19 protein-coding genes are annotated in these 26620 nt (G+C 62.7%); 10 read left to right on the top strand and 9 right to left on the bottom strand.

Annotated elements, in window-relative coordinates:
- Positions 1-17 precede the first annotated feature (17 nt).
- Together BUS42_RS40200 and BUS42_RS40195 are read right to left on the bottom strand one after the other, a co-directional pair.
- Positions 18-245, bottom strand: a complete 228-nt coding sequence (locus tag BUS42_RS40200; RefSeq protein WP_074317301.1) for a hypothetical protein — start codon at positions 243-245, stop codon at positions 18-20.
- A 43-nt stretch (positions 246-288) separates the two neighbouring features.
- A complete protein-coding gene (locus tag BUS42_RS40195) occupies positions 289-1638 on the bottom strand; it encodes a Gfo/Idh/MocA family protein (RefSeq protein WP_074317299.1) in 1350 nt (449 codons plus the stop codon).
- A gap of 267 nt (positions 1639-1905) precedes the next feature.
- Here BUS42_RS40195 and BUS42_RS40190 point away from each other — a divergent pair, with 267 nt between their 5' ends.
- Together BUS42_RS40190 and ilvA are read left to right on the top strand one after the other, a co-directional pair.
- Positions 1906-2145 carry a DUF6868 family protein gene (locus BUS42_RS40190; RefSeq protein ID WP_074317296.1) on the top strand — a complete coding sequence of 80 codons (240 nt, stop codon included), beginning with the start codon at positions 1906-1908 and terminating at the stop codon, positions 2143-2145.
- Between the two features lie 255 nt (positions 2146-2400).
- Positions 2401-3981, top strand: a complete 1581-nt coding sequence (gene ilvA / locus BUS42_RS40185) for a threonine ammonia-lyase, biosynthetic (protein WP_074317292.1) — start codon at positions 2401-2403, stop codon at positions 3979-3981.
- A gap of 17 nt (positions 3982-3998) precedes the next feature.
- Here the strand turns inward: ilvA and BUS42_RS40180 are convergent, their stop codons facing one another.
- Together BUS42_RS40180 and BUS42_RS40175 are read right to left on the bottom strand one after the other, a co-directional pair.
- A complete protein-coding gene (locus tag BUS42_RS40180) occupies positions 3999-4787 on the bottom strand; it encodes a DUF6498-containing protein (RefSeq protein ID WP_074317289.1) in 789 nt (262 codons plus the stop codon).
- Between the two features lie 174 nt (positions 4788-4961).
- On the bottom strand, positions 4962-5759 hold the full coding sequence (locus BUS42_RS40175; RefSeq protein ID WP_074317285.1) for a class I SAM-dependent methyltransferase: 798 nt from the start codon (positions 5757-5759) through the stop codon (positions 4962-4964).
- Between the two features lie 234 nt (positions 5760-5993).
- Here BUS42_RS40175 and BUS42_RS40170 point away from each other — a divergent pair, with 234 nt between their 5' ends.
- Positions 5994-7211, top strand: coding sequence for an efflux RND transporter periplasmic adaptor subunit (locus BUS42_RS40170; protein ID WP_074317283.1), 1218 nt, complete (start codon positions 5994-5996; stop codon positions 7209-7211).
- Positions 7212-7381: 170 nt separating this feature from the next.
- Here BUS42_RS40170 and BUS42_RS40165 read toward each other — a convergent pair whose 3' ends face one another.
- Entirely contained in the window at positions 7382-8437 is a 1056-nt protein-coding gene (locus tag BUS42_RS40165) for a tetratricopeptide repeat protein (RefSeq protein ID WP_074317280.1), read from the bottom strand.
- A gap of 60 nt (positions 8438-8497) precedes the next feature.
- Positions 8498-11248, bottom strand: a complete 2751-nt coding sequence (locus BUS42_RS40160; protein WP_074317277.1) for a tetratricopeptide repeat protein — start codon at positions 11246-11248, stop codon at positions 8498-8500.
- Positions 11249-11804: 556 nt separating this feature from the next.
- Between BUS42_RS40160 and BUS42_RS40155 the strand changes: the two genes are divergently transcribed.
- The gene (locus tag BUS42_RS40155) at positions 11805-12560 is read left to right on the top strand and encodes a hypothetical protein (RefSeq protein ID WP_083671354.1); all 756 of its coding nucleotides are present in this window, start codon (positions 11805-11807) and stop codon (positions 12558-12560) included.
- Positions 12561-13487: 927 nt separating this feature from the next.
- Positions 13488-13568, top strand: a complete 81-nt coding sequence (locus BUS42_RS46880) for a hypothetical protein (protein ID WP_410001742.1) — start codon at positions 13488-13490, stop codon at positions 13566-13568.
- Between the two features lie 123 nt (positions 13569-13691).
- Here BUS42_RS46880 and BUS42_RS40145 read toward each other — a convergent pair whose 3' ends face one another.
- Positions 13692-15707: a PQQ-dependent sugar dehydrogenase gene (locus tag BUS42_RS40145; RefSeq protein ID WP_074317271.1), complete on the bottom strand. Its 2016-nt coding sequence runs from the start codon at positions 15705-15707 to the stop codon at positions 13692-13694.
- 176 nt (positions 15708-15883) lie between these two features.
- Complete coding sequence (locus tag BUS42_RS40140) at positions 15884-16342, bottom strand: protein tyrosine phosphatase family protein (protein WP_074317269.1); 459 nt, start codon at positions 16340-16342, stop codon at positions 15884-15886.
- A gap of 213 nt (positions 16343-16555) precedes the next feature.
- Here BUS42_RS40140 and BUS42_RS40135 point away from each other — a divergent pair, with 213 nt between their 5' ends.
- The 4 genes from BUS42_RS40135 (at position 16556) to BUS42_RS40120 (ending at position 22951) form a co-directional block, all read left to right on the top strand.
- Positions 16556-17188, top strand: coding sequence for a TetR/AcrR family transcriptional regulator (locus BUS42_RS40135; protein WP_074317268.1), 633 nt, complete (start codon positions 16556-16558; stop codon positions 17186-17188).
- Complete coding sequence (locus tag BUS42_RS40130; protein WP_074317266.1) at positions 17178-18500, top strand: efflux RND transporter periplasmic adaptor subunit; 1323 nt, start codon at positions 17178-17180, stop codon at positions 18498-18500. The genes BUS42_RS40135 and BUS42_RS40130 overlap by 11 nt, the downstream gene beginning before the upstream one ends.
- Positions 18501-18862: 362 nt before the next feature.
- Positions 18863-22027 carry an efflux RND transporter permease subunit gene (locus tag BUS42_RS40125; RefSeq protein WP_074317264.1) on the top strand — a complete coding sequence of 1055 codons (3165 nt, stop codon included), beginning with the start codon at positions 18863-18865 and terminating at the stop codon, positions 22025-22027.
- 438 nt (positions 22028-22465) lie between these two features.
- Positions 22466-22951 carry an MEKHLA domain-containing protein gene (locus BUS42_RS40120; RefSeq protein WP_074317262.1) on the top strand — a complete coding sequence of 162 codons (486 nt, stop codon included), beginning with the start codon at positions 22466-22468 and terminating at the stop codon, positions 22949-22951.
- A gap of 457 nt (positions 22952-23408) precedes the next feature.
- Here BUS42_RS40120 and BUS42_RS40110 read toward each other — a convergent pair whose 3' ends face one another.
- Entirely contained in the window at positions 23409-24143 is a 735-nt protein-coding gene (locus tag BUS42_RS40110) for a glycoside hydrolase family 25 protein (RefSeq protein ID WP_074317258.1), read from the bottom strand.
- A gap of 734 nt (positions 24144-24877) precedes the next feature.
- On the opposite strand from BUS42_RS40110, the gene BUS42_RS44030 reads away from it, so the two are divergent.
- The gene (locus tag BUS42_RS44030; protein WP_074317256.1) at positions 24878-26608 is read left to right on the top strand and encodes an alpha/beta fold hydrolase; all 1731 of its coding nucleotides are present in this window, start codon (positions 24878-24880) and stop codon (positions 26606-26608) included.
- Positions 26609-26620: the final 12 nt, after the last annotated feature.

Genomic DNA, 26620 nt, shown 5'->3' with positions numbered 1-26620 from the left:
TGTGACGTGCTCGGGGGCTACTCGGCCGGCCCGGCCCCCTTCTTTCGAGGCCATTGGATGATCGCGGTGCTGATGATCCAGAGGACAAGGCCGAAAGCGAGGCCCGCGCTCCACTGGCGCGGGTCGAGCCCGGCAAACAGCCGGGGCTCGACTCGCTGCCTGGAGGCGAAGACGAGGCCGATCATGGAGATCGCTTCGATGAGGTAGGCGACGAGTCGGAGTTTCAGACCGGTTTGCGGAGTCATGCCTACCTCTTCGATTCCGATTCCAAGCCGCCAGACCAACGATTTAGACTTGGGGCAACTCGTAGCCGCGCCTCGGTTCGCGCGAGAGCAACGCGTTGGCTTCGTTGTCGTTCTTAAACGATTCGGTGGCGTTGTCCCAGACGAGTTTTCGCCCGAGCTTGAAGGCGATGTTCCCGAGGTGGCAGGTGTTGGTCGAGCGATGGGCGATTTCGATATCGCAGGTGGGACGTTCCCGCGACTTGAGGCAGTCGAGGAAGTTCCTGATGTGGGGCCCTTGGCCGTCGACCCCTTTGACCTTCCGCCCTTCGAGGTCGATCTTGCGGAGTGGCCGGTCGCCCTGCGCCTGCCTGATCCCATACGGCAGGATGACTTTGTCCGGGATGATCTCGAAGCCGGACCGATCGAGGAGCAGGCTGCCGTCGGTTCCGCAAAAGAGGATGCCATAGTCATGGCCGTTGAGCGGCAGGCCGTTCCCCTTCCGCATCGAGTAGGTCAGGGTGCAGCCCGGGAAGTCATAAACGACCTGCAAGGTGTCGGGCGTGTCACGGTTGTCGTCGGACGTGAAGATCCCGCCGGTCGACGTGACGGATTCGGGCCCCTTGGCGTCGAGCGCCCAGAGGACGATGTCGTTGAGGTGGACGCCCCAGTCGCTCATCATCCCGCCGGCGTAGTCGGAGAACCAGCGGAAGAGGAGATGGAACCGGTTCGGGTTGAACGCTCGCTTGGGCGCGGGGCCGAGCCAGCGGTCGTAGTCGACGCTCGCCGGCGGTTCCGTGTCGGAAGGCCGGCCGAGACCGACGGGACTGATGTTTTCATAGTTCCAGGTTTGCACCCAGAACACCTTGCCGAGTTTCCCCGAGCGCACGGTCTCGACGGCTTCCTGGAAGTGCGACGACGACCGCTGCTGGGTGCCGACGGCCATGACCTTGTTCGTCTTCCGGGCGGCCCGGAGCATCGCCTGCCCTTCGGCCACGTTGTGCGCGACCGGCTTCTCGACGTAAACGTCCTTGCCGGCGAGCACCGCTTCGATCGCGGGCAGGGCGTGCCAGTGGTCGGGAGTGGCGATGATCACCGCGTCGACGTCCTTGCGATCGAGCATCGCGTGGTAGTCGCGTGCGGTGACCGGGTCATTCCCTCGCTTCGACTTCACGTGCTTCGCGCAATGCTCGGCGTGCTTGTCGTCCACGTCGGCGACGGCCACGATGTCGACTTCGGGGTTGGTCAGAAAGGTTTCGAGGACCTGCATTCCCCGGCTGCCCGAGCCGATAATGCCGAGCCGGATCTTGTCGTTGGCCGCGACCGCCTGCCCACTCGCGCCCAGGACCGCGGCCGAACCGGCCGTGACCCCCACCGCACCCACGAAACCGCGCCTGGTAATCCGATCCGTCGCCATGCTGGGTTCTCCCCTCGTCATTTTTTTGGTTCGGCTGTTGGGGTCGAGACCGCGGTGCACCCGGGCCGCGACCGCGTCTCCGACCGATGCTAGCGGCCCCGCCCCCCCATCGCCAGGGGGGACCCATGTTTCCAAAGCCTCGGCGAGCTCAGCGCGCACAGGGCGGTTCCGCCCCGGGCTGGGCTGTGGCAAACGGCGACCAGGCTACGTTAAGCTGAAAGGTAGCTTGACCGAAATGGGCTTCCCCAAGTCACGTGGAGGTGGAGCATGAACATCGAGGTGGTGCGTGGTGTCCTCCTGTGGTCGACGATCATCAACTACGGGGTGCTCGTGTTGTGGGCCTTGTTGTTCCTGTTTGCACGCGACTGGATGCATCGACTCGGCCGCTGGTATCGCATGACGGCCGAGCAGATGGATCTGATCCAACTCGCCGGGATGACGTTCTATAAGATCGGCATCATCCTGTTTAACCTCGTTCCGTACATCGCCCTGCGTATTGTTGCTTGAATCCGTGGTTTTGTAATTGTCAGTCTTTTGATGTCAATGATCCCACGGCCCCGATTTCTGCTGAGATCGCTCTGACCCGGGGTTTCGGGTACGATGTCAGCTTGAGGCGGATCACGGTTTGGAGCGACTCGGAACCGTGGGCTCGGGGGCTGCAACCCGACGAAGCTGAGGACTCGAGCCGACCACATGGTGTCGGCTCTGACCGGCTTGGCGCATTGAGCTGACAACCCCAGGTGTGATCGACGAGACGTGAATATGCTCGGACCAGGCCGGCCCAGGGACGCTCATTCTGACGCTTCCGAAGCGACACCCAACGGTCCGCTCGGACTGATGGACTACCTTCAGAAAATCTTGACGGCTCGGGTCTATGACGTGGCGATCGAATCGCCGATGGAGCTGGCCAAGAAGTTGTCGGAGCGTTTGGGGAACCAGGTCTGGCTCAAACGCGAAGACAGCCAGCCCGTGTTCAGCTTCAAGCTGCGCGGGGCCTACAACAAGATGGTCCACCTCTCGCCCGAGCAACGGAGTCGTGGGGTGATTTGCGCCTCGGCGGGCAACCATGCCCAAGGCGTGGCACTGAGCGCGCACCGCTTGGGCTGCCGGGCGACGATCGTCATGCCGGTGACGACTCCGAAATTAAAGGTCGACGCCGTCCATGCCCTCAAGGGAGAGGTGGTCCTCCACGGCGACAGTTATTCCGACGCCTACCTTCATGCCCTCGAACTGAGCAAAACGTTTGGTTACACGTTTGTGCATCCCTTCGATGACCCGGACGTGATCGCGGGCCAGGGCACGATCGGCATGGAGATCTTGCGTCAGCATCAGCACCCGATTCAGGCGGTCTTCGTCGCGATCGGCGGCGGCGGCCTGATCTCCGGCGTCGCCGCCTATATCAAGGCCGTGAGGCCCGAGATCAAGGTCATCGGGGTGCAAATGGTGGACTCCGACGCGATGATCCGCTCGGTCAAGGCCGGCCAACGGATCCAACTGGAGGACGTCGGCCTGTTCTCCGACGGCACGGCCGTGAAACTGGTCGGCGAGGAAACGTTCCGGATCACGCGTGCCCTGGTCGATGACTTCCTCGTGGTCGACACCGACGCCGTGTGTGCCGCCATCAAAGATGTGTTCGAGGACACACGGAGCATCCTCGAGCCGGCCGGGGCGCTGGGCGTCGCCGCGTTGAAGCAATATGTCGCCCGGTACGGCCTCAAAAACGAAGCGTTGGTGGCGATCACCTGCGGGGCCAACATGAATTTCGATCGGCTCCGCTTTGTCGCCGAGCGGGCCGAGGTCGGTGAAGAGCGTGAGGCGCTGTTCGCGGTCACGATCCCCGAGCAACGTGGCAGCTTCAAACGCCTCTGTGAGATCATCGGCCCTCGCAGCGTGACCGAGTTCAACTATCGGATCTCCGACGCACAGCACGCCCACGTTTTCGTCGGCCTTGCCACCACCAACCGCGAAGAATCCGCGGCGATCTCCGGTCGTTTCACCGAACATGGCTTTGCCACCGTGGACCTGACCGGTGATGAACTCTCCAAAGAGCACGTGCGGCACATGGTCGGCGGACGCAGCCAGTTGGCCAGCGATGAGCGGCTCTACCGCTTCGAGTTTCCCGAACGACCCGGCGCTCTGATGCGGTTTCTTTCAAGTATGCATCCGGACTGGAACATCACCCTTTTTCATTATCGCAATCAAGGCGCTGATTATGGTCGCATCCTGATCGGAATGCAGATCCCGAGCAACGAGCGGGCGGCCTTCCAGGATTTCATTGAGACCTTGGCCTATCCGTGCGTCGACGAGACGGAAAGCCCGGTCTATCAGTTGTTCCTTCGTTAATGTGATCCCATTGATCCCTACGCTCCCTCGGGTGACTCGATCACCAACTCGTCCTCGTCAACCCGGCGCCGCTCGGCCAGTCTCGTCTCGCGCCACCAGGTTGCGGCGTCCTGGCCGGTCTTCCAGTGCTTGCCCTTGTCGAATCGATTGGCGAACCAGAGGAACCAACGCGGGGCTTCCACCCCGGGCTTGGGGGTGTACGGGATCCGACTGGCGACGTCCGACAGCGTCTTCAGAAATCCAAAGACCGCGAAGAATGCCTCGGGTCGCGAACTGAAGGCCGCGAACATCATGCCCCCAATGATTGCGAGCTGAATCAGGATGACCCGGCCGAGGATCCGATCCGCGTTCTTCTTCAGATCGGCGAATGGCCACTTTCGCACTTGGAACAGGTCCAGCACGAAACTCCCCACCTGCACGGCGACCATCCAGCGCAATCCTTGAACGAGCTGGGCGGGATGAGGGCCGACCTTGACCACGACGGCCAGCACCGCGGCGAGGAAGATGCCGTGAACCAGGGTGAAGGCCAGGCTGATCGTGAGGAACTCGCCCAGGTAGGTGCCTTGGGCTTGGGACTCTCCCTTGCCAGGATTGCCTTTGGCATTGATCTGGAGCCGGTAGTGGCCGCGTCGTCGCGTCAGCCGCCGGTGGATCGCGATCCGCAGCGCGATCAGGAGCGCGGCGACCAGATTCTCACACCAGTAGAGCGTCAACGCCGTGGCCGGGGTCCAGCCGCGAAGGACAACTCCGCCGACCGGGATGGCGTTCAGGCCGACGGAGAGCGCCATCTGGAGCAACGTGATCATGGTCGGCAATCGCTCCGGCGTTCCCGGTCGGGGGGGGGGGAGGGAGGGAAACGAAGCTCTCGCCGCTGGTACCCATCCAATTACGTCGATGCTTTGGGCGACCGTCCAACGTGGAGAACTCGCTCGGACGATCGCCGTTTCAGGACTACAAAATGTACGTATAACCTGAGATGATTAGACGCGCGGTTTGCGCAACAGGAAGACATCTTGCCGCGGGTTGCCGAGCGCCCCTTCGGGCACGAAGTCGACCACTTCGAGGTCGGCCGCCAAGGTCGATCGCATGTAGGCTTCGGGATGGAACGTCGCGCAGTCGTTGCTCCCCTCGCGACGCGAGCCCACGACCACGATCTCGCCGCGGCGGAACCGTTCCTGCTCGTCGGCCGCGAGCTGGGGAAGGTAATGCTCACCGTGTGTGGTGATGAACAAGTATCCGCCCGGACGGAGGATTCGTGAGAGCTCACGGATCCAGAAGAATTGAAGCGGTTCGTCGAGATGGGTGAAGACGGAAAGGGCGTAGATCAGGTCGAATGACTCGTCCTGGTAGCCGAGGCCGCCTCCCAGCTCGTTGAGCTGGAACTGCACGAACGGCAAGTTCTTCTGGCACCAGCCGATCAGGGTCGGGTTGTAGTCGGTGCCGTGAAGGGTGGGCCCTTGGAGCTTCTCCCAGTGTCGCAGGACGCGTCCGGCGCCGCAGCCGAAGTCGAGGATCGCCCCCAGCGACTCGATGGCCACGTTGTTCTTGGCGAGAATGGTCCGGAGGCTCGCGGCGGCTTGCTTGCCACCGTCCAGGAACCAGGAGACGTCCTCGGACGCGGCGACGAGATGCATCAGGCGGGCCGGGGGAAGTGGCGGCCCCTGACCGCGGTGCGAGGCGCGGACGGGCAGACTGCGGACCCGATCCCTTGCCCTGACCGACCAGTGTTTGACACGATTGACGGCCCGCGTGACCACGCCCGATCGGTCGTTGCGCATCCGTTGCGCCTCCTCCGGAGAATGCAAAAGACCTTGCTTACGGCGTTCTAGGTGATTCTCGTGATTTGGTCAACGCGAACTGATGGCGATCGACTCGGGAATCGGCCGCGTCGGGCGCGGGGAGCCGGCGTGTTGACGTGCTCTGGGCTCCGGATTAGGGTGGAGAATTGCGGGACGCACATCCGGGGCCGATCTGGTCCCTTCTCCCTCAGGCTTCCAACCCGAGGTTTGCCAATGATGGTCCGGGGATGGACGACGGCGCTCTTGGGTCTCTCACTCGTGGCTTCGACAACGCGAGTCACGCACGCGCAACAGGTTCCCGACTCGGCCAAGGTCGAGTCGATTCCGCTCGAGCTGAAATCGCCCGACCGCTACCAGATTCCCTCGCTCCTCGAGCCGATTCGACGGGTCACGATCACCGCGCCGAGCGACAACATCTTGCGGAGCCTGGAGTTGCCGGTCGGCTCCTCGGTCCGCGATCGGCAGGAGATCGCTCAGCTCGATCGTGCCGAGGCGCTGGCGCGGGTCAAGATTGCGGACGCGAACGTCAAGGAGATGCAGGCGACGTTAGCCCTGTTGAAGCAGACCCCCAACGCGGCGGTCGCCCAGGCGCAGTTGGAAGCGGCCCAGGCCAGGGCCGAACTGGCGACCCTCGACCTCGATCGCTGCACCCTACGGGCGCCGTTTGCCGGTCGCCTGATCGACGTGGCGGTCAGCCCCGGCCAGTTTCTCCCCAAGGGGGCGAAGGTCGCCGAACTGGCCGATGACACGAGCCTGCGGGTGCTGATCCCGCTCGAACGGACGGCCGCGACGGTGGGCTCGACGGTCAAAATCAACGTGGAAGGCCAGGTGATTGCGGGCAAGGTCCAGGCGTCATTGCCGCTGCCCGAAACCCTCGCCCCACTTCGTGAACTGGCCACGGCCTTTACGGCCGCCTGGGTCATTCTCCCCAATGAGAAGGGGGAACTCGAGCCGGGGCAGCGGGCCCTGAGCCCGTCGCTGCCAACCTCAACCCTGGCCACGATCCCCGCGCGGGCGCTTCACCAGCCGGCGAAAGGGACTTCCGGAGGAGGGTCACATGTTCAGGTGATCCGCAACGAGTATGTCACGAACATCCCGGTTCGAATTCTGGGCAATCCCGGCCCCGAGCGGGTTCAGGTCACGGGTCTCTTTCGGCCGATGGATGCCCTGGTCGTTTCGTCGTCGGTTCCCCTGATCGCCGGCACCCTGATTCGATTCAGCGGCGCCGCGGCGGCCCACGGTGGGGTCGAACCGACCAATCCCGACCCCGCCGAAGGGGGTGAAATCGCCGGGATCACCCCGCCGCGCACTGGCTCAAGAGGGTCGTCCGGGGCGTCGACCAAGAGCCGGGCCTCGTCCCCGGCCGTGACGCGTGTCCCACCGGCCACCGCGCCCGCGACTCCGAAGGGGGCAGCGCCTCCCCCGTTCTGAACCGGCCCGAACCGCATCGTGCCTTTGGAACCCATCCGAACCGGAAGACGAGGGAATTCTGGGTGCCATGGAGTCCAGACTCGGAACCCATGGCACCTGGCGCAACCGATTAAGAAACCGCTCGACGACGTTCCGGATTGGGCGCACACCTTTGGGCGTGCTTTGCACGCTCAGGGAGTCGGGGTCGATCGCGCGGCCGTGAGCCAGCGGCTGTTCGGATAGTCCTTTTTGAGCTGCTGCCAGACCTCGTCCGCCCGATCGTCGCGTTTGAGAACGCGCCAAAGTTGCGAGATATGTGCCAGGGCCCGAGGATGCTGTTCCTTGTCCTTGGCGTAGAGGATATCGGTGTGCAGGTAGGCGTCGAGCGCTTCCTTCGGTCTGCCGGCGGCGCGGAGGCAATCGCCCAAGGTGTTATAGGCGGCCGACTGGGTCGCGTAGTCTTCGGGGGAGGTTGCATTGATGACCGAACGTAGCTCGGTCTCGGCGGCCTCGAATTTCTTCTGTCCCGCCAAGCTTTCGGCCCGGGCCAACTGGGCATCGCGCCGGCGTGCCGAGCCCTCGGGAGCGTCCTTGATCAGTCGGTCGTATTCGGTGATCGCCTTATCGAACTCCCCCTTCTTGGCGAAGACCTTGGCGCGAAGGATACTGGCACGGTCGGCACTCTGGGGCTGTTTCGCCATCTCCGCGACGAGCTTCTCGACGGCGGCGTAGTCCTCCTTTTGGAGTTGGAGGCGGGCCAGGCTATCGAGCGCTGAGACGATCTGCCTGCCGTTGGGGTGCGCTTTCACAAACGCGTTGAGCAGCGTGATCGCCTCAGGGGCGCGTGCGGTGTCAGCCAGGGCGAGCTCGGCCAGAGCGTTGGCGTGGTGGAACTGCGCGGCCTGCTGGATGAACGGTTTGCCATCCGCCTCGCCGGCCGCTTTCTTGTAGAGGTCGGCCGCCTCGGCGAGGGCTCCGGCCGCCTCGCGGGATTCGGCCTGCACCATGCTCGGGGGCTGCCCCGTGTAGTTGATCGAGATGATCTCCGCGCTCGGCACGTTCGTCGTGGTCGTTCCCAGCTTGACGACGACCTCGCTCGCCGATTCGGATTGGACGGTCCCGCGGACCCGGCCGCCGGTCGCGTTCTTGACGGTGGAGTTGGGAACCAGGACCACATCGTCGGCAACGGCCGAGACGCCCAGGGCGAGCATCAACGATCCGGCCGGGAGCAAACGTCGAAATCGCATCGCGCGGGTTCCCTCTGAGATCGGCGTGGAAGCGGAATTGGAACTGGAAGGGGATGACGATTACTTGATGTTCTTGAGCAAGGCGTCGTACTTTTCTTTCATCTCGGGCCCGCCCACCTTGGGCGAGAGCCGCATCACGCTGCCGAGCGTTTGCTTGGCCTTGGTCGGCTGGTTGTCCTTGGCGAGTGCATAGGCGGCGTGATACCAGGCGTCGTAATACTCCGGCGGCCGTGGCCGGCTCGTGCCGAGTCGGAGCGCCAGCTTTTGCCAGTGGGCAAAGGCCGCCTTCCAGGTCCCCTGCTTGGTTTCCGCCTTATTCTCAAGCAACATCCCTTGCTCGAAGAGGGGGTCGCTCGACCGTGGGAACTCCTTGAGCAGCTCGGAGACGAGGTCTTCGGCCGCCGTGAAGTCGGCCTGGCCGCGGAGGGCTTCGGCATACTTGATTCGGGTGCGGAGCAGGAGGTTGCCCGCGCCTTCCTGGGCGAGAAACGCCTTGTCCTTACCCATCGTTTCGAGGATTCGCTTGAAGATCTTACCGGCCTCGCCGGGGTTCTGAATCTTGAGCATCTGCTCGCCGGCCCACTGGAGCGACTCATAAGTCTGGCCCGACTTCGCGTTGGCCAGCGCCGTGAGGAACTTCAAGTAGTCCGCTTGCCGTTTGGCCAGACCCGCGCGATCCCCTTTGTCCTTGAGGACCTTCATCTCGGCTTCGAGAAGCTTGCCGAGTCCGAAGTAGAGCTGGGCGAGGTTGGCTCCCCCCCCCTGCTTCTCGAGGACCGCCATGTCGGCCTGCGCCTTCTCGATCTGGCCGGCATTGATGTGGGCACGGAGCAAGGCGGTCATCAACCGGCTGAACGCCGGGCCGGTGGCTCCCCCCCCGGTGGCCGCCTGGGCGGTCGGTTCGAGCAGGGCCAGGGCCGCGGGCGCCTTGCCAGTCTCGAGTTGAATGTCCGCGATGTCGCAGACGTTGCCGATCAGGTCAGGGTCGGCGGGCAGAGCGCCGGCGTCGCGCCTGGCCTTCAAGGCCACGTTGAGGGCGTCCAGCGCTTTGGTGGCCTCGGCGTCGGCCTCCTTCGCATCGCCTTTGCGCTGGAGGATCTTGCTCTGGTCCCAGTAGGAGGCCCCGACCCTCGTCTGCGCTTCGACCCAGCGTGAGGCCTTGGGCCGGACGGACTGGTAGGCCTCGATCGCCTTGGCGTACTGGCCGGTGCCGTGGTAGACCTGCCCTAAGGTCATCCGCGCCGCGTCCCCTTCCTCCTTGTCGGGCCAGGTCTCGGCGGCGTACTTGGCCACGTTGATCAGCCGGTTCAGGTCGCTGGTCCGGTCGATCTCGCGATAAGTATTGTAGGCGTCGGCCATCGAGGCCATGGCGATCTCGGTCGCCTTGGGCGCCATGCTGAATCGCGGATAGCGTCGGGCCAGGTGCTCGGTCAGGACGTCGGCTTCATAGAATCGCTTGTTCATGTAGTAGACGAAGGCGAGCTTGTACCGGGCGAGGTTGGCCTTGTCCGGGTCTTTCGCCGGGTCGGCCTTGCGGACGGCCAGTTTCAGGGCCTCGGCCGCCTTGTCCCACTCTTGCGACGCGATCGCCTGGTCGGCCTGGCCATCGAGCTCGTCGTAGCCCATCCGCGAGAGGTTCTCGGCGTTGGCGGCCACCTTCGGCTTGTATTTTTTGAGGATCGTGAGCGCTTCGCCCTTGAACGGCGAGGAGTAACGGACCACCTGGCTCAAGACGTCGACGACGCGGTTGACGGCCTGGGCTTGCTCCTTTTCGGAGACCCCGGGCAACTGCGCCAGGATGTTCTTGGCCAGCTCGAGTTGCACGCCCAGCCCTTCGCGGGAGCGGACTTCGTCAGGCGAGCTATAGCGCTGGAGCCAGGCGTTGGCCAGGTCGGCGGCCAGGGCGTATTCCTTCCGCTTGCCGTGCGCGATGATCTTGAAGTAGGCGACGTGCCGTTGCATGCCGCGGAGCTGTGGTGCCTGGTGCTCGAGCAACTCGTTGTAGATCCCGAGGGCGGGGCCGATGTCCCCTTTCTCCTCGTAACACTTGGCCTGCCACATCCGGGCGACCAGGCCGGCGAGCTGGGTTCGATAGCGTTTGTAGATCTCTTCAAATTGGGTCATGCCCTTGGCAAGGTACTCGTCACGCTCCTTTGAGCCCAGCGGGTAGGTCTGCCCCTGCTCGTAGTCGACGACCGCCTTTTGAAGCTCGGCTTCCATCATCGCGATGTGGGTTCGGTCGCGTTCGTCCTTGCGCGGGTCGTTGTCCGGGAGGTGCGGCGGAAAGACCTTGAAGGCGGCCACGAGTTTCTCGTCGGCCTTGGCGTAAGAGTCGCGTGCCTGGTCGAACGAGGTGCGGGCCTCGACCAGCTTGGCGGCCTTGAGCTTCGGGTCTTCGGTCTCCACCTCCTGGATCATTGCCATGTGACCGCGCTCGACCAGGAGACGCGCCAGTTGGACCAATGATTCGGACGCCAGCGCGTGATTGGGATTCTTCTGGGTGAACGTGACGAGCTTGCCGCGCGCCTGATCGAGCAGTTCCTTTTTCAGGCCGAGGTCGCCCGTTCGGGCCGCCTCGTCGATCAGGAGCCGGCCCTGCTCGTAGTCGATCGTCACCCGGAAGTCTTCCGGGGTGCTCGGCGCTTTGCGAAGGGTCTCGAGAAACTGATCCGCGAGCTCGTAATAGCCTCGTTCCCGGAGGCCCTGGAGGTACTTCGGGGCGGTCCTCATGTCCTCCTCGCCCCAAGCCGTCGCCTGCCCCAGCGCAGTTGCGACGACCAAGGCGGCCCACGTCAGTCCACGGCGCACCATTGAGCGGCTCCCCCAATCGCGGACGACGGTCAATACCAAGGGACCGGGAGGGCCGTCCCGTGCCGTCGTCACTCATTGCACGGATGCATCTACCCCTTGATCTTCGCCCATCGGAATGGACCCGTCAAGCGAGTCGAGGCCGGGCGCCAGTGACATTCTCGCCGTGCGGGCATGAGGCCTTCCGCCTGCGATTTCGGAGGTATCGGAGTACTGGCCAGAGTCGCTCATACATAACGGAGTGGAGAATCCTATTGCGGCTCATTGTCGCTGTGTCCATTTGAGTTGGGCTCGGGCCAGGGAAGACCGATCTCGATTCGAGGGCGTCGAAACTCTTGAAAAGAAAACGGACTGACTTGATTGTAAAAGACGTTTGTCATAGCCTCCTTGGAGGAGAGGCCTGTCGTTCGGCTCAACCGGGTGTGTTCTGCGTGCTTGCGGGGTGACTGACCGGGAGGACATGGCAGTTCGGCGGGCCTGATCCTCCATGCCTTCACTTCAAAGGTCAGGCTGATTTGATGGATAGGGACACGAACAAATTCGATGCCCGAGAGCTCTCATGGCCCCTTTGAAATATACGAAATACGTGACGCTGACCTTGGTGTTGATCTGGCCGCAAGTGGCCTCTGCGGGGATGCCGTCGGTCACGCTGGCCGACGTTTCCCGAGCGGTCGGTGGGCTGACTCAGACGGGTTTGACGGGTCTTGCACGTCAACGGCTCGAGGTCATCTCGTTCTTCCTGGTGGGACTGCTCGCCTGTACCGGAGTCATCCGGTGGGTCTGGAACGGCCTGCGGAACGACTTCCCCGTGCTCCCTCGGCTCTCGTACGCCAGAGCGCTTGGCATCATCGTCCTCTGGGGCCTGCTGTTCGTCCTGGTGCTGACCATGATCTCGGGTGCCCGTGAGTTGATGACGCCGGGGGCCTGGGAGAAGCAGGGGCTGACCCACCGGCTGGTGCCGCCCTCGCCCCCAGCTCCGCCCATTGAGGCCGAGATTGCCGTCCGAGATGAGGCCATCCGTCGCCTGGGGGACCAGCTTGCCGAGTACGCGACGGTACACCGAGGGGTCTTCCCAACTCCTGAACAGGCCGTCGAGGTGGAAGAACCGCTCTGGAGGGTTCCGGTTCCCCCTGGTGGCCGATACCTCTACGTGGGCGGCCAAATGCCTGACGAAGAAATGTGGATGTCTCCAACGATTCTTGCCTACGAGCCAGATTCCGTGGGTGCCGACCGGCTCGTTCTCATGACGGACCGGTCTGTCCGGTGGCTGCCGGCGTCGGAGATCGAGCGATTGCTCCCGTCGAGGAAGCCGTGAAACGAACCATCGCCATCATCACCACGGTTGTCATCGTCCTCGGCCTGCTGTTCGCTTGGCGCGGGATGCTGACGATCGAGATCCTCGGAACGCTCGCTTTCGGATGGTTGACTTATTCGGCGCGGGTGCTGCCGAGGGTCACGATCGGCTGGGATGGGGCGGCGACGGGCGTCATCTGCTTGATCCTGTTCATGATCGGGCTGCACCTGACCCTCAGGTGGTTCTCCGGCGAAGTTCAGAAGGCACGTGGCGCGACGGTTGAGGGGCATCGCCCCTGGTCCCTCTGGTGGACGACCTCATTGGTGGCTCTGATTGTGATGATGTTCATCGTCGGCCTTTCGGCGACGGGAGTTGTGCATCAAGCCGGGTGGCTCATTGCGTCCCGGCGGTCGCTCCTTGAGGTCAAACCTCGGCTTCAAGACGACTGGGGCACGTCGGCCGATTACCTCAGGTTGACCGGAATGGGGTTGATCATGCTCGTCGACGATGACCGGGAGTCGGTACTTGCGGGCGAGCCTCGTCCGAACGCCGAGAGGATTCAAAGCTGGATGACGGTACTCCTGTCCGGCACGAATTTCACGCTTGGGGGGCCACTTCATGTCGAACGACCCTGGAATGACCCTCAGAACTCGGCCTACTTCAAAGGGGTGGTTCCCTACTACTTGAACCCGGAAATTCGGGCCTTCCGCAGCGCTGAGGGGTACGCACTGAGCCATTACGCCGGAAACGTTCACGTCCTCAGCAACGACCGTGCGTTGCGTTCGATTGCTCGGGAGAATGCGGCGAACACGATCATTGCGGGCGAGATTGCCGAGGGGTTCAAACCATGGGGGGACCCCGCGAACCTGAGGGACCCGGGGGCTTGGTGTGAACCAGGTCCCGGGCGGGTTCGGCGGGCCGTCAGGATCGGGCGCGAACTTCTTGTTCATGGATGGATCGGTCCGGTTCCTTTCGGTCACGACACCCCGTTCAGTGCTCCGACGATTGAGCGTGCCGACACCGGATTAGTCAAGATGGCCTCGAAACGTTGAAATCGCTTGCGGGTCGGCAGAATCTCGGATGTTTGGAAACCAAGCGGTGACAGCCAAGGACCGACGCAGGTCAGTCCGCTGATTGAGCCGGGAACTGAGCTCAGCTCCGGGCGATGAACTCGGGTCCGGAGAGGATGGCGGCCTCGGCCTGATCGGAGGAGAGGCCGCGGCGGAACTGGACGAGAGTCGTTCTGAGTTCGGTTGCCGTGGGCCGACGACCGAGGTAATTCCCGTACCAGCCGGTGAGGAGCCTGGTTCGTGCTTCGGCGCCCGCGAGCAGTTGAGTGACCAGGGCGTTGGTTGCCCCACGTGAAACGCTTCGAGTTCCTTGGATCAGCTCGAGCCGGTTGGGGCTACGCCCAAGAAGCTCTTGATAAATCGATTGAACCAGACTTCGGGGGGTGCCGCCGTGTCGGGCCGCGTACTCCTGCGAGCTGATCAGGCTGGCGAGGAAGACTTCGCGGGAGGTGCCGGCGTTGAGGAGGTTGACCCCCGCCGTGAACTCCGCGGCAGTCGGGATTCGATCCAAGGACGTTTGGTAGGCGGCGACCACTTGCTGCGCGTGCCGCTCCGGTGAGGCGAGCAAGGCGGCGGCGAGTTGCTGCGGGGTCACACCTTGCGCCAAGGCAAGACTCAAGGTCGACAGGGCGGTTGGGTCAGGCGTACGGCCGAAGATGGCGGTGAACAGGTGCCGCGCATAGGGCGAATCCGCGGTCAGGACGGCCGGTTGGCTGACGGCGGAACCGAACGCGTTGATCACCACGGCGCGGTACGAGGCGCCGAGGTCTCCCGCCGAGACCGTCGCGATCGTGTACGAGGCGCCGGTGGCTCCCGGGATGTTCGCTCCGTTGCGTTGCCACTGATAGGTCAACGGGGCCGTGCCCGATGCCGCGACCGAGAAGGTCGCCGACCCTCCCAGAGGAGCAGAGACGCTCGTCGGGTCGCGAGTTACGGCAGGAGCCTGGCCCGTCGGCGGCGGGGTTGCGGTGGACTGGATCTTGGCAAGAACACCGGTGCTCGCGCCGCTGCCGATCGCGAGGTAGTAGAGGCTGCCGCCGGGGTCGACCCCGAGTGCGACCATCAGGGGGGGGAGGCCGGTGGCGAACCCGGTCAGGACGCCGGTACGGGGGTCGAGCTGATGGATCCAACCTCCCGTCAAGTCGGTGAAGAAGTAATCACCCACGGCACTGGTGGGAAACTGGGTGGTCGCTGGATCGTAGAAAACGCCGTCGGTAATCGCTGAGCCGTTCACGTTGTTCGGACCGTGCGGGTACGCGAAGATCGGAGCGCGGAATCGGGGGTCGGTGGTCGGGCCTTCGGTTGCCGGCCAGCCGTAATTCGAGCCGGCGATCCCGTCGTCGATTTCTTCCCAGGTGTTCTCGCCGACATCATTGATAAAAATGGTGCCCGTGCCGGGCTGGACCGCAAATGAGAAGGGGTTACGCAGGCCAAGGGCCCAGATCGCCCGGTTCTGGCCGGTCGCGGTGTTATAGAACGGATTGTCGGTCGGGATCGTGCCGTCGGCGTTGATCCGGAGGACTTTGCCGAGCAGGTTGTCGAGCGATTGCGCGTTCGCCCCGTTCGCGTTCTCGCCGACCCCGATGTAGAGCTTTCCATCCGCCCCGAAGTGGATGGCGCCGCCGTTGTGGTTGGTCGCCGCGCTCAGGGCGTTGAGGTCGAGGATCGGCACCTCGCTCCCCGGTGCGACGACGTCGCCGTTAGCGGTGAACCGGCTCACTCGATTGTGCGCCGGGGAACCGGGCACCGTGTAGTAGGCGTAGACGAAGTGGTTGGTGGCGAACTGGGGATCGAACGCCAGGCCGAGGAGGCCGCGCTCGCCGTTGGAATCCACGTTCAGGCTGAGGAACGGCGTGGCGAGCAACTGGCCGTTCTTGACGACCCGGATTTGCCCCCCTTGTTGTGCGATGAAGATCCGGCCGTCGGGGGCGAACTCGAATGTTGTCGGCCGGCTCAAGCCGGTCGCGACCGGCGTCTCGACGAATCCGGTCGGAAGCGTCGTCAGCAATCTTCGGTCTTCGAGGCCGTCGACGGCCGGGCGGAAAACGAGGCGGGACGCAGATCGCGCCCCGGTCCGTCCAAGGTCTTTCCACGACATGGGAACATGTCTCCACGGCGGTGAAGAGACGTTGCGGTCCCTCGCGGCCTCTCCACCGGGGGGCGTCAGCCGAAGTGCGGGGTGTCGCCTCATCTCATGCAAAAGGAGTACCCCCCGCCTCCCGAGTTTACCCGTTTTTTTTTCGAGCCGCCGAGATAGTCGTCCGGAAAAATGGCTCAGGGCGCCGTGGGATGCTCACGGAGATAAGTCTCGACCAAGAGCCGCAATCCTCCTTCGACCTCGAGGCCGATGCCCCGCGCCTTGACGATCACCTCGTCGGGCTGCCAACCGAGGGCCTTCGCCTGATGGAGCAAGACCAACGCGGCAGCCCGCGGTCCCTTGCGGCAATGAATCAGGACTTTTCCGGAGCCGGTGTGTCGGTCGATGAATTCGCAGACCGACTCCACGCCCTCCGCCGTCAGCGGCCCGGCGCCGACGCCGTAGTGGAGATAGTCGAGGCCCAAGGCACGGACCTTCTCCCCCTCGGCCGCGGTGCTCAGCGGCTGCTCCGGCTCACCGTCGTTCCGAAGATTCACGATCCCCACATATCCATCGGCTTTCAATCGCGTGAGGTCGGCCTCGCCCGGTTGGTCGCCGATCGCGATCGTCGCCGTGATCTGTCGCTTGACATTCATCGCGTTCTCTCTCTCTCCGCTTGCTTCTCTCATCCCGAACGAGCAACGGCCAGATGGCCTGCCTCAAAAACTGAGGTTATCGCCCCCGCGGCTTCAGGGCCAGAGATCGCATCAGAATCCGACTTGACGGTTTTCGCCCTTTATCTATGATACCTACCGTTCGGTATAGAAGCGGAAGTTGAGGCTGACAAGAGCAAAAAGGAATCGAACCTGATGACACCCGCGTCGGTGAAGCCTGGGACGAGTGATGTTGCGCAGCACATTGCCCACGTGGCCGCGCATCTCTTCGCGACTCAGGGGTACGACGCGACCTCGGTTCGCACGATCGTCGAGGCGGCGGGGGTGACGAAGCCCACGCTTTACTACCACTACGGGAGTAAGGAAGGGCTTGCCCAGGCCCTGGTGATCGTCCCGATGTCAAGTCTTAACCAGGACTTGAGGACGATCCTGGAGTCAGTCCGCGATCCGGTGGAAATGCTCGAGCGGACGTTCGAGGCCCATTTTGCTTGGTGTCGTGAGGATCCCGACCGCAGCCGATTCATCTTCGCCTTGTTCTTCGGCCCGCTGGCCAACGGGCTGATGGCGGAGATGGAGAAGTTCAAGGGGGGGATGTCGTGTGTGATGAGCGAGATCGTTCAACATGCGGCGAATGCCGGGGTGGTCGACCCGGATCGGGTCGAGGCGTTTGGCACCGCTTGCCGGGGGTTGATCATCGTCTCGATCATGGACTTTCTCTACAAGAAGCGAGACTTGGGGCCCGGGCTTGCGGCACGCCTGGTGAGTGATCTTCTGGGTGGTTTTCGAAAGCCGGTTGGCCCGGCGGGGAGTCATGACAATGGCGGTTAGTCGCTGGTTGTTCGCGTTAGGATGGAGCGGCGCGGCGCCTCTGGCATTGGCCATGGCCGGATGCGGTCACTCCGCGGCGGAGCCCAAGACCAAGGCCGAGACGGCTCCCAAGCCGGTTGCGGTGACGGTCGCCCCGGTGGAACAACGGCCCGTCGAACGGACCGTCGAGGTGGTCGGCACGCTCAATGGCTGGGAGGACGTCACCGTCGGCAGCAAGAGCCAGGGACGCGTCCTCAAGGTACACCACGACATGGGCGACCGGGTCAAGCCGGGCGAACTGCTCGTCGAGCTCGACCCGGTGGACGCCAATCTGTCGGTCCAGCAAGCCCAACGCCAGTTGCAGGCCGAGCTGGCCAAGCTCGGGCTCAAAGACTTGCCCACCAAGGAGTTTGACGTCACCGGGCTGCCCGCGGTCATCCAGGCGAAAGTGGCCCTCGACCGAGCCAAGCAAAACGTGGCGCGGGAACGGTCCCTGAACCGTCGAGGTGCGGGTGCCCAGCAAGACCTGCAGAATTCCGAGAATGATGAGCAGGCCACGACGGCCGCCCTGGCCAACGCGGTTCTCACCGCCCAGGCGACTCTGGCCAACGCCCGAGCCACTCGCGCGGCGGTTGACGTCGCCTTGCAGGCCAAGGCCGATACCATGATCCTTGCCCCGGTGCCGTACGCCCGGCCGGCCGGCGTGACCGGCGAGATCGAGTACGCCGTGGCAAAGCGGTCGGTGGCGGAAGGCGAGATGCTCAAGCAGGGCGACCCCGTCTTGCAACTCGTGATCGAGAACCCGCTCCGGCTCTGGACCAATGTGCCCGAACGCCATAGCGCCGAGATCCAGGTCGGGCAGACGGTCCGGGTCAACATCGCGTCACATGCCGCGATGCCCTTCGAGGGGACCGTCGCGCGAATCAACCCGTTGGTCGATCCGGTCAGCCGGACATTTCAGGTGGAAGTGGCGGTTCCCAATAGCCGTGGCCTGCTCCGCCCCGGTGGTTTTGCCAAGGCGTCGATCCTGATCGACCGAACCGCGATGGCCTCGATCGTGCCGATCGAGTCGGTCGTCAAGTTCGCGGGTGTGACCAAGCTCTTCGTCGTCGAGGCGGGGAAGGCCCGGTCGATCAACGTCGAGACCGGGCAAGAGGGCCTGGGATGGATCGAGGTCATCGGCGCACTGCCCAAGAACGCAGAGGTGGTTACGACCGGTCAGACGCAACTGGCCGACACCACCATCGTGACCGTCCGCAAGCCCGAGGTGGCCACACCGGCTCCGGTAGTGACCTCTTCGAAGGCCGGCAATCCCGATGAATCCCAAAAATAACCGACACTGTCGCAAGGAAACCGGGCCGTCTGTCTGCCCCGGAGGCCGAAATTCGCGGGAGAAACTCGTTCCCACGCTCTGCGGCCCCACCCGCCGGGGAAGACAAGACGACGCGGAGCGTCGCGGACGGCATTCCCACGCAGAGCGTGGGAATGAGATCCCGGTATCCTGGCTACCGTCTCAAATCAAACGCGATGATTCTTGGAGCTGGGCTGGCTCCTGGCCACTTGGCCCCTCCTTCGGCACGGTCGCCGGATGGAAGTTTCAATGCGTTGTCATGCCAAGATGATGGTCAATCGTTATGTGGTCCCTGGCCGAGATGCAGGAAGTCTCGGGTTCACCTTCAGGATAAGGTCGTTCCTATGACCCTTTCCGATATCTGCATCAAACGTCCGGTCTTCACCTGGGTTCTGATCGCAGTCCCGGTCGTGCTTGGCCTGGTCTCCTACGGCAGTCTTGGAGTCGACCTGTTCCCCGACGTCGACTTCCCGGTCTGTACGGTCACGACCGTACTACCGGGCGCGGGGGTCGAGGAGATGGAGACCTCGGTCACCAAGCCGATCGAGGACATCATCAACACGGTCAGCGGCATCGAGGAACTGCGGTCGACCACCATGGAAGGGGTCTCGGCCATCACGGTGCAGTTCGACCTCTCCAAGAACGGCAACGTGGGGACCCAGGAGGTTCGCGACAAGGTCAACACGATCTTGGCCGAACTTCCCGACGGCACCGAGGCGCCGATTATCGACAAGTTCGATACCGGCTCGATGCCCGTGCTGACGATTGCAGTTTCCGGCAAACGGGACTTTCGCGAGGTGACCGAGATCGCCCGGAAGCGCATCAAGGAGCGGCTCGAGACGGTCAACGGCGTCGGTGCGGTGACGCTGGTCGGCGGCCGGGTCCGCGCGATGAACGTCGTGGTCGATACCGATAAACTCGCCGGGTTTGGACTCTCGGTCGACGAGGTCCGGATGGCGCTCACGCGGCAGAACCTCGAGGTGCCTGGCGGTCGCGTCGACCAGGGGCCGCGCGAGCTCGTGCTTCGAACCCTCGGCCGGCTCAATACGGCCGCCGAGTTCAATGGCCTGATCGTCGCCAACCGCAACGGCTACCCGATCCGGATACGCGACATCGGTCGCGCGGAGGACGCTTACGAGGAGCCGCGGACCCTGGCTCAGCTCGATGGCCTGAGCGCGGTCAGCCTGGTCGTCCAGAAGCAGTCGGGCAGCAACACCGTGAAGGTCTCGGAAGACGTCAAGTCTCGGCTCGAGACCTTGCGGGCAGCCCTGCCCGCCGACATCGTGACCGAGATCATTCGCGACCAGTCCCGATTCGTCAAGAAGTCGATTGAAGAGGTGAAGTTCCACCTGCTGCTGGCCGGTGTCCTGGTGTCGGCGACGATCCTGCTGTTCATTCGCGACTGGCGGACGACCGTGATCGCCACGATGGCGATCCCCACGTCGATCATTCCGACGTTCATGTTCATGAGCTACATGGGGTTCACGCTCAACAACATCACGATGCTCGGTTTGATCCTGGCGATCGGGATCGTGATCGACGACGCGGTGGTGGTGCACGAGAACATTTTTCGGCACATGGAAGAGGATGGGATGGACGCGATGGAGGCGTCGCGGATCGGCACGCGTGAGATCGCGTTGCCGGTGTTGGCGACGAGCCTCTCCTTGATCGTGATCTTCGTGCCGATCGCCTTCATGGGGGGGATCATCGGCCGCTTCTTCTCGAGCTTCGGCCTTACGGTCGCGTTCGCGGTGGCGATGAGCCTGTTCGTCTCGTTCACCTTGACCCCGATGCTTTGCAGCCGGTTCCTCAAGCTCGAGCCGGGTGAAGCCGGACATGCCGGCAGCAAGTCAGGCTTCATCTACCGATTCGTCGACGGCAGTTACGGGATGGTGCTTCGCGGGGCCTTACGGTTCAAGCCGTTGGTGGTCGTCATGGCCATCCTGGTCATCATGAGCACGGTCCCGATCGGCAAGATGATGGGGATGTCGTTGATCCCACGTGACGACCAGAGCGAATATGAGGTCACGATCACGACGCCCGAAGGGTACAGCCTGGAGCGGACGAGCCGGATCTGTAACGAGCTGGAAGGCCGACTCCGCACGCTCAAGGGGACCAAGCACCTGTTCACGACGATCGGTCAGTCGAGCGGTGGGCGGGTGGTCAAAGGCCAAGGGGATGTGACTCGCGCCACGATTTATGTGAGCATGGACGACCTTGAAGAACGCGAGTACACCCAGTTCGCGATCCAGCAGGAAGCGCGGGAGATGCTGTTGGATTACCCCGACCTGCGCGCCAGCGTCAACGACGTCTCGGCGTTTCAGGGAGGCAGGCGCCCGCAAACCTTCCAGGTCAACCTGGCCGGTCCTGACTTGAATCAACTCTCCAAGTACGCCGATCAGCTCATGAGAAAGCTCAAGGAGAAGCCTGGCCTCGTCGACATCGACACTTCGATCTCGTTGCGGAAGCCCGAGGTTCAGGTGATCGTCGATCGCGAGCGGGCGAGCGACCTCGGGATTCCGGTCGGCACGATCGCTGACACTCTGCGCGTTCTGGTCGGTGGAATGCCGATCTCGAAGTTCCGCGACGGCGACGAACAGTACGACGTCTGGCTCCGGGCCGAGGCGACCGAGCGTTCCTCAACGGCGAACCTCTACCAGTTGAAGCTCCCGTCGACGACCGCCGGTCTGGTCAACCTTTCGAGCCTGGCGAAGCTGGTCGACGAACGCGGGCCGACCGAGATCGAGCGATTGACCCGCGAGCGGATCGTCACCGTCCTGGGCAACCCCGAAGGGATCCCCCTGGGCGAGGCCGTCTCTCGCGCCGACGCGATCCTCAAGGAAATGAATCTGCCCAAGCAGTACTCCTACATCTTCTCCGGCCAGGCGAAGACGATGGGAGAGACCGGCTACTACTTCATGATCGCGTTTGGACTCTCGATCTTGTTTATGTACATGATCCTGTCGGCCCAGTTCGAGAGCTGGACGCAGCCGATCTCGATTCTGATGGCGCTGCCGGTGACGGTGCCTTTCGGCCTGCTCTCGCTGGTCCTGTTCCGCACGCCGATGGACATCTATGCAATGTTCGGCCTGTTTATGTTGGTCGGCATCGTCAAGAAGAATGGAATTCTCCAGGTCGATGCCACCAACCAACTCCGCGACAAGGGGGTCCCCCGGCGCGAGGCGATCATCGAAGCCAACCACACTCGGCTCCGTCCGATCCTGATGACGACCGTCATGCTCGTCGCCGCGATGGTCCCGATTGCACTCGGCCAAGGCCCAGGAGCAGGCGCCCGCGCCAGCATGGCCAAGGTGATCATCGGCGGCCAGATGCTCTCCCTGGTCCTCGCCCTGCTGGTGACGCCCGTTTTTTATGAGATTATCGATATGTGGGTGAACTTCACCAAGCGGATCGGGATCCGGTTCTCAGTGCAGTCGAACCCGGTCCCGCGCCCGTACTCGGGCGAGACCCCTCTCGAATTGCGCGAGGCCTCGGAGAAGTACGTCTGACCGCGGGCTCCCTGTCTTCTGGTTTTCGTCGGCGGCGAACGGGGAGCGCGAGCTCCCTGTTTTCCGTTTTCGCCCGCGGTTCGGGGGAGCGAAATCTCCCGGGCAAGCGAACCCTCCCGAAGAGCTTCGCCTGGGTGCGATCCGAACGAAAAGGGCTCGCGGCCCGGAAGGATATGCGATTGTCGAGCAGGGTGTTCCGGCCATTATCCCGAACCTAGAAAGTTCCCGTCGACACACCCGTCTTGCACGACTGGATGACGCCTCAATGGCGCCTGCGGTTGGACCGCCAGCGAACTGACGCCCGGACTGGAAACGCTGGATGCGATTCTGGACGAGCACTGGCGTGGAACCGGACGCTCCCATCTCGTCCGTACGCCCAGCGATCCCATGCAATTGTCAATCCCCGAGCGCACAATCTCTGAGAAGCGGAGCAAGTTCATGGGCGAGAACGACGCACAAGCACCGCACCTGATCCTGCTGGAAGCCATCGATGCCGCCTATGCGAACCACACCGGCAAGGGACTCGGCACGAATTGCTGCCCGGTCGAGATCGAACGAGGCGACAAATGGGCACGCCTGGCCTGGATCAACGACTCGGCACCCTTCGGAGTTCTGGCACACAATGCCGAAAGCGATCCGAAGTTCATCTATGTCAACAACGCGGCAATAAGGATGTTCGGCTATCGCCGTGACGAGTTCATCGGCCTGCCTTCACGCCTCAGCGCATCGGAGGACCGGCGGGCGGCGCGTGCGGCCTTCCTCGAGATCGTTCGCGCACGCGGCATCGCTGAGAATTATGCCGATGTCCGCGTGGATCGGTCCGGATGCCCGTTCCGGATTCGAGACGGCACGGTTTGGCAATTCGACGGCGGCGATGTAGTTGGGCAGGCAGCCCTGATCTGGTTCGACGGCAAAGTGGACTGACTTGCGCCATTCTGGAGAAAGAATTTCAGGAGTTCGGTGATCGGGAGTCGAGGGAGCGTCAGGGCGTTGCCTGGGCTTCCTTGGCCCGCCCCGTTCGAGCTGAATTCAAACAAGCAAGAAACAAATTAGCATTGCATGCCAAAGTCACCATAGGTCTGTGCGCGATCCGACGGAAAACCGCTGTAGCCTGGGTGGCACGTCCGTGAATCGTTCTGAAATCGGGAAGTGATTTGCGTTCCGCTGCTTAGTTGGTCGAGCATTTTATCCATCGCCGTGACGGCAGCCGTCGCGTTTTCCATAGGCTGAACTTTTACCCGCCCCGCCCTGGCGATCCTCGGAGCAGCGGGGAAGTCAAAGTCGTCGCCGCAGTCATTCAACGGCTTCCGATCACGGCGCATTTGCCGTCAGGCGGGTTCGATCCTGACCCAAGGCCTGGTTGGTCTGGAACGGGCCAATCTTATGGGATTCGCAGGTTGTTGATGTTGGGGTAACTCCCCGAGTTCCGGAAATAATCGCGGTCCACGTTTCCCGCGACCCCCGGCACAGCCCCCGAACTCGTGTACTGCCAGAACGCCCAACCCACCCCTGACCAGGCCTGAGGGGTCAGCGCGGCTGTTTGCGCTTCAGATACGTAGGCGGCCAGCCAGAGCGGGCAATTTAAGTTGTTGTTTGGGTTGCCGACGTTGTCACGCCAGAAGTAAAAGCCTGTGTAGATGATACAAGGCCGGCCCGTCACCGCCAGAACGCGAGCGACGAACGCCTGAGTCCACGCAAAGACATGAGCTGGTGTTTGGCCGTCTGTTGTTTCGAGGTCGAGAACCAGTTGCAGTAGACCGGAAAAGCTTCCGCCATTGGCGTTGTAGACGACGCTCGTGAAGTAGTTGGCCTGGGCGACCGGGTCCGTCCCGGGCCGAGCGAAGTGGTACGCGCCCGGGATGATCCCGACCTGCTTCATTCCGGCAATGTTCTGGTAGACGTACGGATCGGTGTAGCCGGTTCCCTCCGTGGCCTTGGTGATTGCGAACGTGGTCCCCGCGCTGTGCACGGACGACCAGTTGATCCCCCCCTGGTAATGCGACACGTCAATCCCGGCGAGGTGCGCCGCCTCGACCTCCGGCACCGTCAGGAAACCTCCGAGGAGCAAGAGTTGCGGACCCGCCAGCCAACGGAGAATTCGTCTGCGTGTGACCATGGTTCGGTCTCCTCAGGCGTGAGCCCCGGCGACTTGAACTGGTTTAATGTTTCACAGATCGGACAGGCGATCGTCGTGGCGGATCCCGGCTGCGCGGCGACCCCGGGGCCAGGTTGACGTGGCCGGAGCGTGACGACGACGGCCGAGTTTGTCACACGGCGCCTTCTGGCGTCAAGGCTTATGATTGGAATTTTCCCGCAATTCACGCTGTTTTAACCGATTCGATTCAACGGAAAACAAACTTGTATTGGATCGGAATCCTCTTGTAGTCTGTAGGTGATGAGACGAAGTCTGTGTGAGGGGGCGACTGGAATTTCACCGTGGAAGAAAAGGTAAGCAAGCCTGATTTAGCTGAACGGGTGCTGGGACGTATCAATCGAACGAGGGTGCGGGCGGCCGATCTCACCACGGATCGGCTTCGACCGGGAGCGGGAGCCGAACCCCGTGGGCGACAAGTGAGCCTTGAGCCGCAGCGGTGAGAAACGGAGACCCAGGCGATTAGGTGGCGCCTGTTAATTGGGGGTTTTGCGAAAGACGTGTCGATGGTGCAGGGGTTTTGTTCGCGTGGGGCGGCTCTTGTCGAGTTGTCGTGCGATTCGATTGAGGCGTCGCTCACTTTTGTCCTGAAACAAATCATAATCTGGTTTGTCGCATTCGGTACACGAGGATGATAAGTTCATCTTTGACGAAGATATCCCGCGCAGTGGATCCCGGGGGAAGAAAGGAACCGAGAAATGGCCGTGACCGGTTTCGAATTCACGGAGGACATGAAAGGGTACGTGACCTTCGGTCCAACAAATTATCAGGACGGTTTCGACCAGGGTCGACGCGACGGCAATTTCCTGATGTTCCACCTCACCATTCGAACGGCCGATGTGGATCATTTCGTATCGTCGCCGGAGCACCAGGCCGAGGCGATCGGTTACGTTCAGTGCGACAAACTGGGCGGGCGTCGGACTGTTGAGACCGGAGTGTTCAACCTGTTCGTCGATACGGCCGACAACCGTCGGAAGAAGATGAAGTATCGCCTCTTCTTCCACGACGACCAGGGCCGCCCGCTCACGCTCAGTGGGTTCAAGGACGTGCAGGATGTGCTCGGCAACGCGGTCTGGCCGGCGACGACGACCCTTTACACGAACATCCTCGAAGGCCACTTGACGGCCGAGCAAGAGGCGTCCGCAACCGTCGTCGCGACCGGGATCATCCATATCGAGCCCATGGACTTTCTGGAAGAGCTGACAACGATGCGCGCCTCCGGCCCGAACTCGGCCGACCGCGCCGCCGCGATCGATAAGTTCGGTCGGCTCTTCTTGGGAAGTCTCTGGGACGTTTACGGCCCCTCCTGCATGCCCAAGATGGCCCCGTTCGAGCGTGAGATTCCGCTCTACACGACCGAAGGCGTGAAGGACGCCGTGATCTCGACCCACCCTTATTCAACCTCCGACAAGCTCGGCCTCAGTCTCTTGAGGTTTCTCCGCGAGCCTTCCGACGACGTGGTCGTGATCATTCACGGGCTGACTACATCATCGGATATGTATGTCATGCCGGAACACACCAACCTTGTCTCCTATCTGCTCGACAAGGGGTGGACTGACGTCTGGACGCTCGACTTCCGGATGAGCAACCGGTTTCCCTACAACCTCAGGCGCCACTCGTTCACGATGGACGACGTCGCGCTCTACGATTTCCCCCCGGCGCTGGCGACGATTCGTGAGCAGATCGGCCCGAACCGGCGGATTCACGTGATCTGCCACTGTCTGGGCTCCGTCTCCTTCATGATGAGCCTGTTCGGCAAGGCCGTGACGGGAATTCGGAGCGTGATCTCCAACAGCGTCTCGCTCACGCCGAGGGTCCCCCTCTGGTCACGCTTCAAGCTCGGGTTCGGGCCGTTCATGGCCGAGTATGTGTTGGGCATGGAGTACCTTAACCCCTACTGGCGACGCGAGCCCGGCCTGACGATCGGCAAAGCGTTCGGCACGGCGGTCTCGTTGTTTCATCGGGAGTGCGACGTTCCCGAATGTCACATGCTCAGCTTCATGTGGGGGGCGGGGTTCCCCGCACTTTACAGCCATGAGAACCTGCTCGACGTCACCCACCGGCGTGGCGGCGACCTCTACGGCGGGACGAGCATGAACTATTACCGCCACGTTCGGAAAATGGTCGCGAACCACAATACGGCCGTGAAATTCAGGCCCGGCGATCCCCGGTTTCAGACGCTTCCCGACGACTACCTGACGTTCGCCAAGGAGATCGAGACCCCGGTCCTGTTCATGACCGGTGAGCAGAATCACGTGTTTCTCGACTCGAATATCGTCTGCCATCAACGGCTGGAAAAGATCGTCCCCGGACGTCACGAACTGGTTGTGATTCCAAACTATGGACATCAGGATGTTTTTATGGGTAAAAACGTCCACGTCGACATTTTTCCGAGACTCTTGCAGTTTCTCGACAAGCATCGCAACTGATCGAATTACGAT

This window comes from Singulisphaera sp. GP187, assembly GCF_900129635.1.
GTDB lineage: Bacteria > Planctomycetota > Planctomycetia > Isosphaerales > Isosphaeraceae > Singulisphaera.
This window is presented reverse-complemented; position numbering and strand designations above follow the sequence as displayed.

Coding starts and splice junctions, on each gene's coding strand:
- BUS42_RS40200 (WP_074317301.1), bottom strand. CDS start 245: ATGACTCCGCAAACCGGTCTGAAACTCCGACTCGTCGCCTACCTCATC.
- BUS42_RS40195 (WP_074317299.1), bottom strand. CDS start 1,638: ATGGCGACGGATCGGATTACCAGGCGCGGTTTCGTGGGTGCGGTGGGG.
- BUS42_RS40190 (WP_074317296.1), top strand. CDS start 1,906: ATGAACATCGAGGTGGTGCGTGGTGTCCTCCTGTGGTCGACGATCATC.
- ilvA (WP_074317292.1), top strand. CDS start 2,401: ATGCTCGGACCAGGCCGGCCCAGGGACGCTCATTCTGACGCTTCCGAA.
- BUS42_RS40180 (WP_074317289.1), bottom strand. CDS start 4,787: ATGATCACGTTGCTCCAGATGGCGCTCTCCGTCGGCCTGAACGCCATC.
- BUS42_RS40175 (WP_074317285.1), bottom strand. CDS start 5,759: ATGCGCAACGACCGATCGGGCGTGGTCACGCGGGCCGTCAATCGTGTC.
- BUS42_RS40170 (WP_074317283.1), top strand. CDS start 5,994: ATGATGGTCCGGGGATGGACGACGGCGCTCTTGGGTCTCTCACTCGTG.
- BUS42_RS40165 (WP_074317280.1), bottom strand. CDS start 8,437: ATGCGATTTCGACGTTTGCTCCCGGCCGGATCGTTGATGCTCGCCCTG.
- BUS42_RS40160 (WP_074317277.1), bottom strand. CDS start 11,248: ATGGTGCGCCGTGGACTGACGTGGGCCGCCTTGGTCGTCGCAACTGCG.
- BUS42_RS40155 (WP_083671354.1), top strand. CDS start 11,805: ATGGCCCCTTTGAAATATACGAAATACGTGACGCTGACCTTGGTGTTG.
- BUS42_RS46880 (WP_410001742.1), top strand. CDS start 13,488: ATGGATGGATCGGTCCGGTTCCTTTCGGTCACGACACCCCGTTCAGTG.
- BUS42_RS40145 (WP_074317271.1), bottom strand. CDS start 15,707: ATGTCGTGGAAAGACCTTGGACGGACCGGGGCGCGATCTGCGTCCCGC.
- BUS42_RS40140 (WP_074317269.1), bottom strand. CDS start 16,342: ATGAATGTCAAGCGACAGATCACGGCGACGATCGCGATCGGCGACCAA.
- BUS42_RS40135 (WP_074317268.1), top strand. CDS start 16,556: ATGACACCCGCGTCGGTGAAGCCTGGGACGAGTGATGTTGCGCAGCAC.
- BUS42_RS40130 (WP_074317266.1), top strand. CDS start 17,178: ATGGCGGTTAGTCGCTGGTTGTTCGCGTTAGGATGGAGCGGCGCGGCG.
- BUS42_RS40125 (WP_074317264.1), top strand. CDS start 18,863: ATGACCCTTTCCGATATCTGCATCAAACGTCCGGTCTTCACCTGGGTT.
- BUS42_RS40120 (WP_074317262.1), top strand. CDS start 22,466: ATGGGCGAGAACGACGCACAAGCACCGCACCTGATCCTGCTGGAAGCC.
- BUS42_RS40110 (WP_074317258.1), bottom strand. CDS start 24,143: ATGGTCACACGCAGACGAATTCTCCGTTGGCTGGCGGGTCCGCAACTC.
- BUS42_RS44030 (WP_074317256.1), top strand. CDS start 24,878: ATGGCCGTGACCGGTTTCGAATTCACGGAGGACATGAAAGGGTACGTG.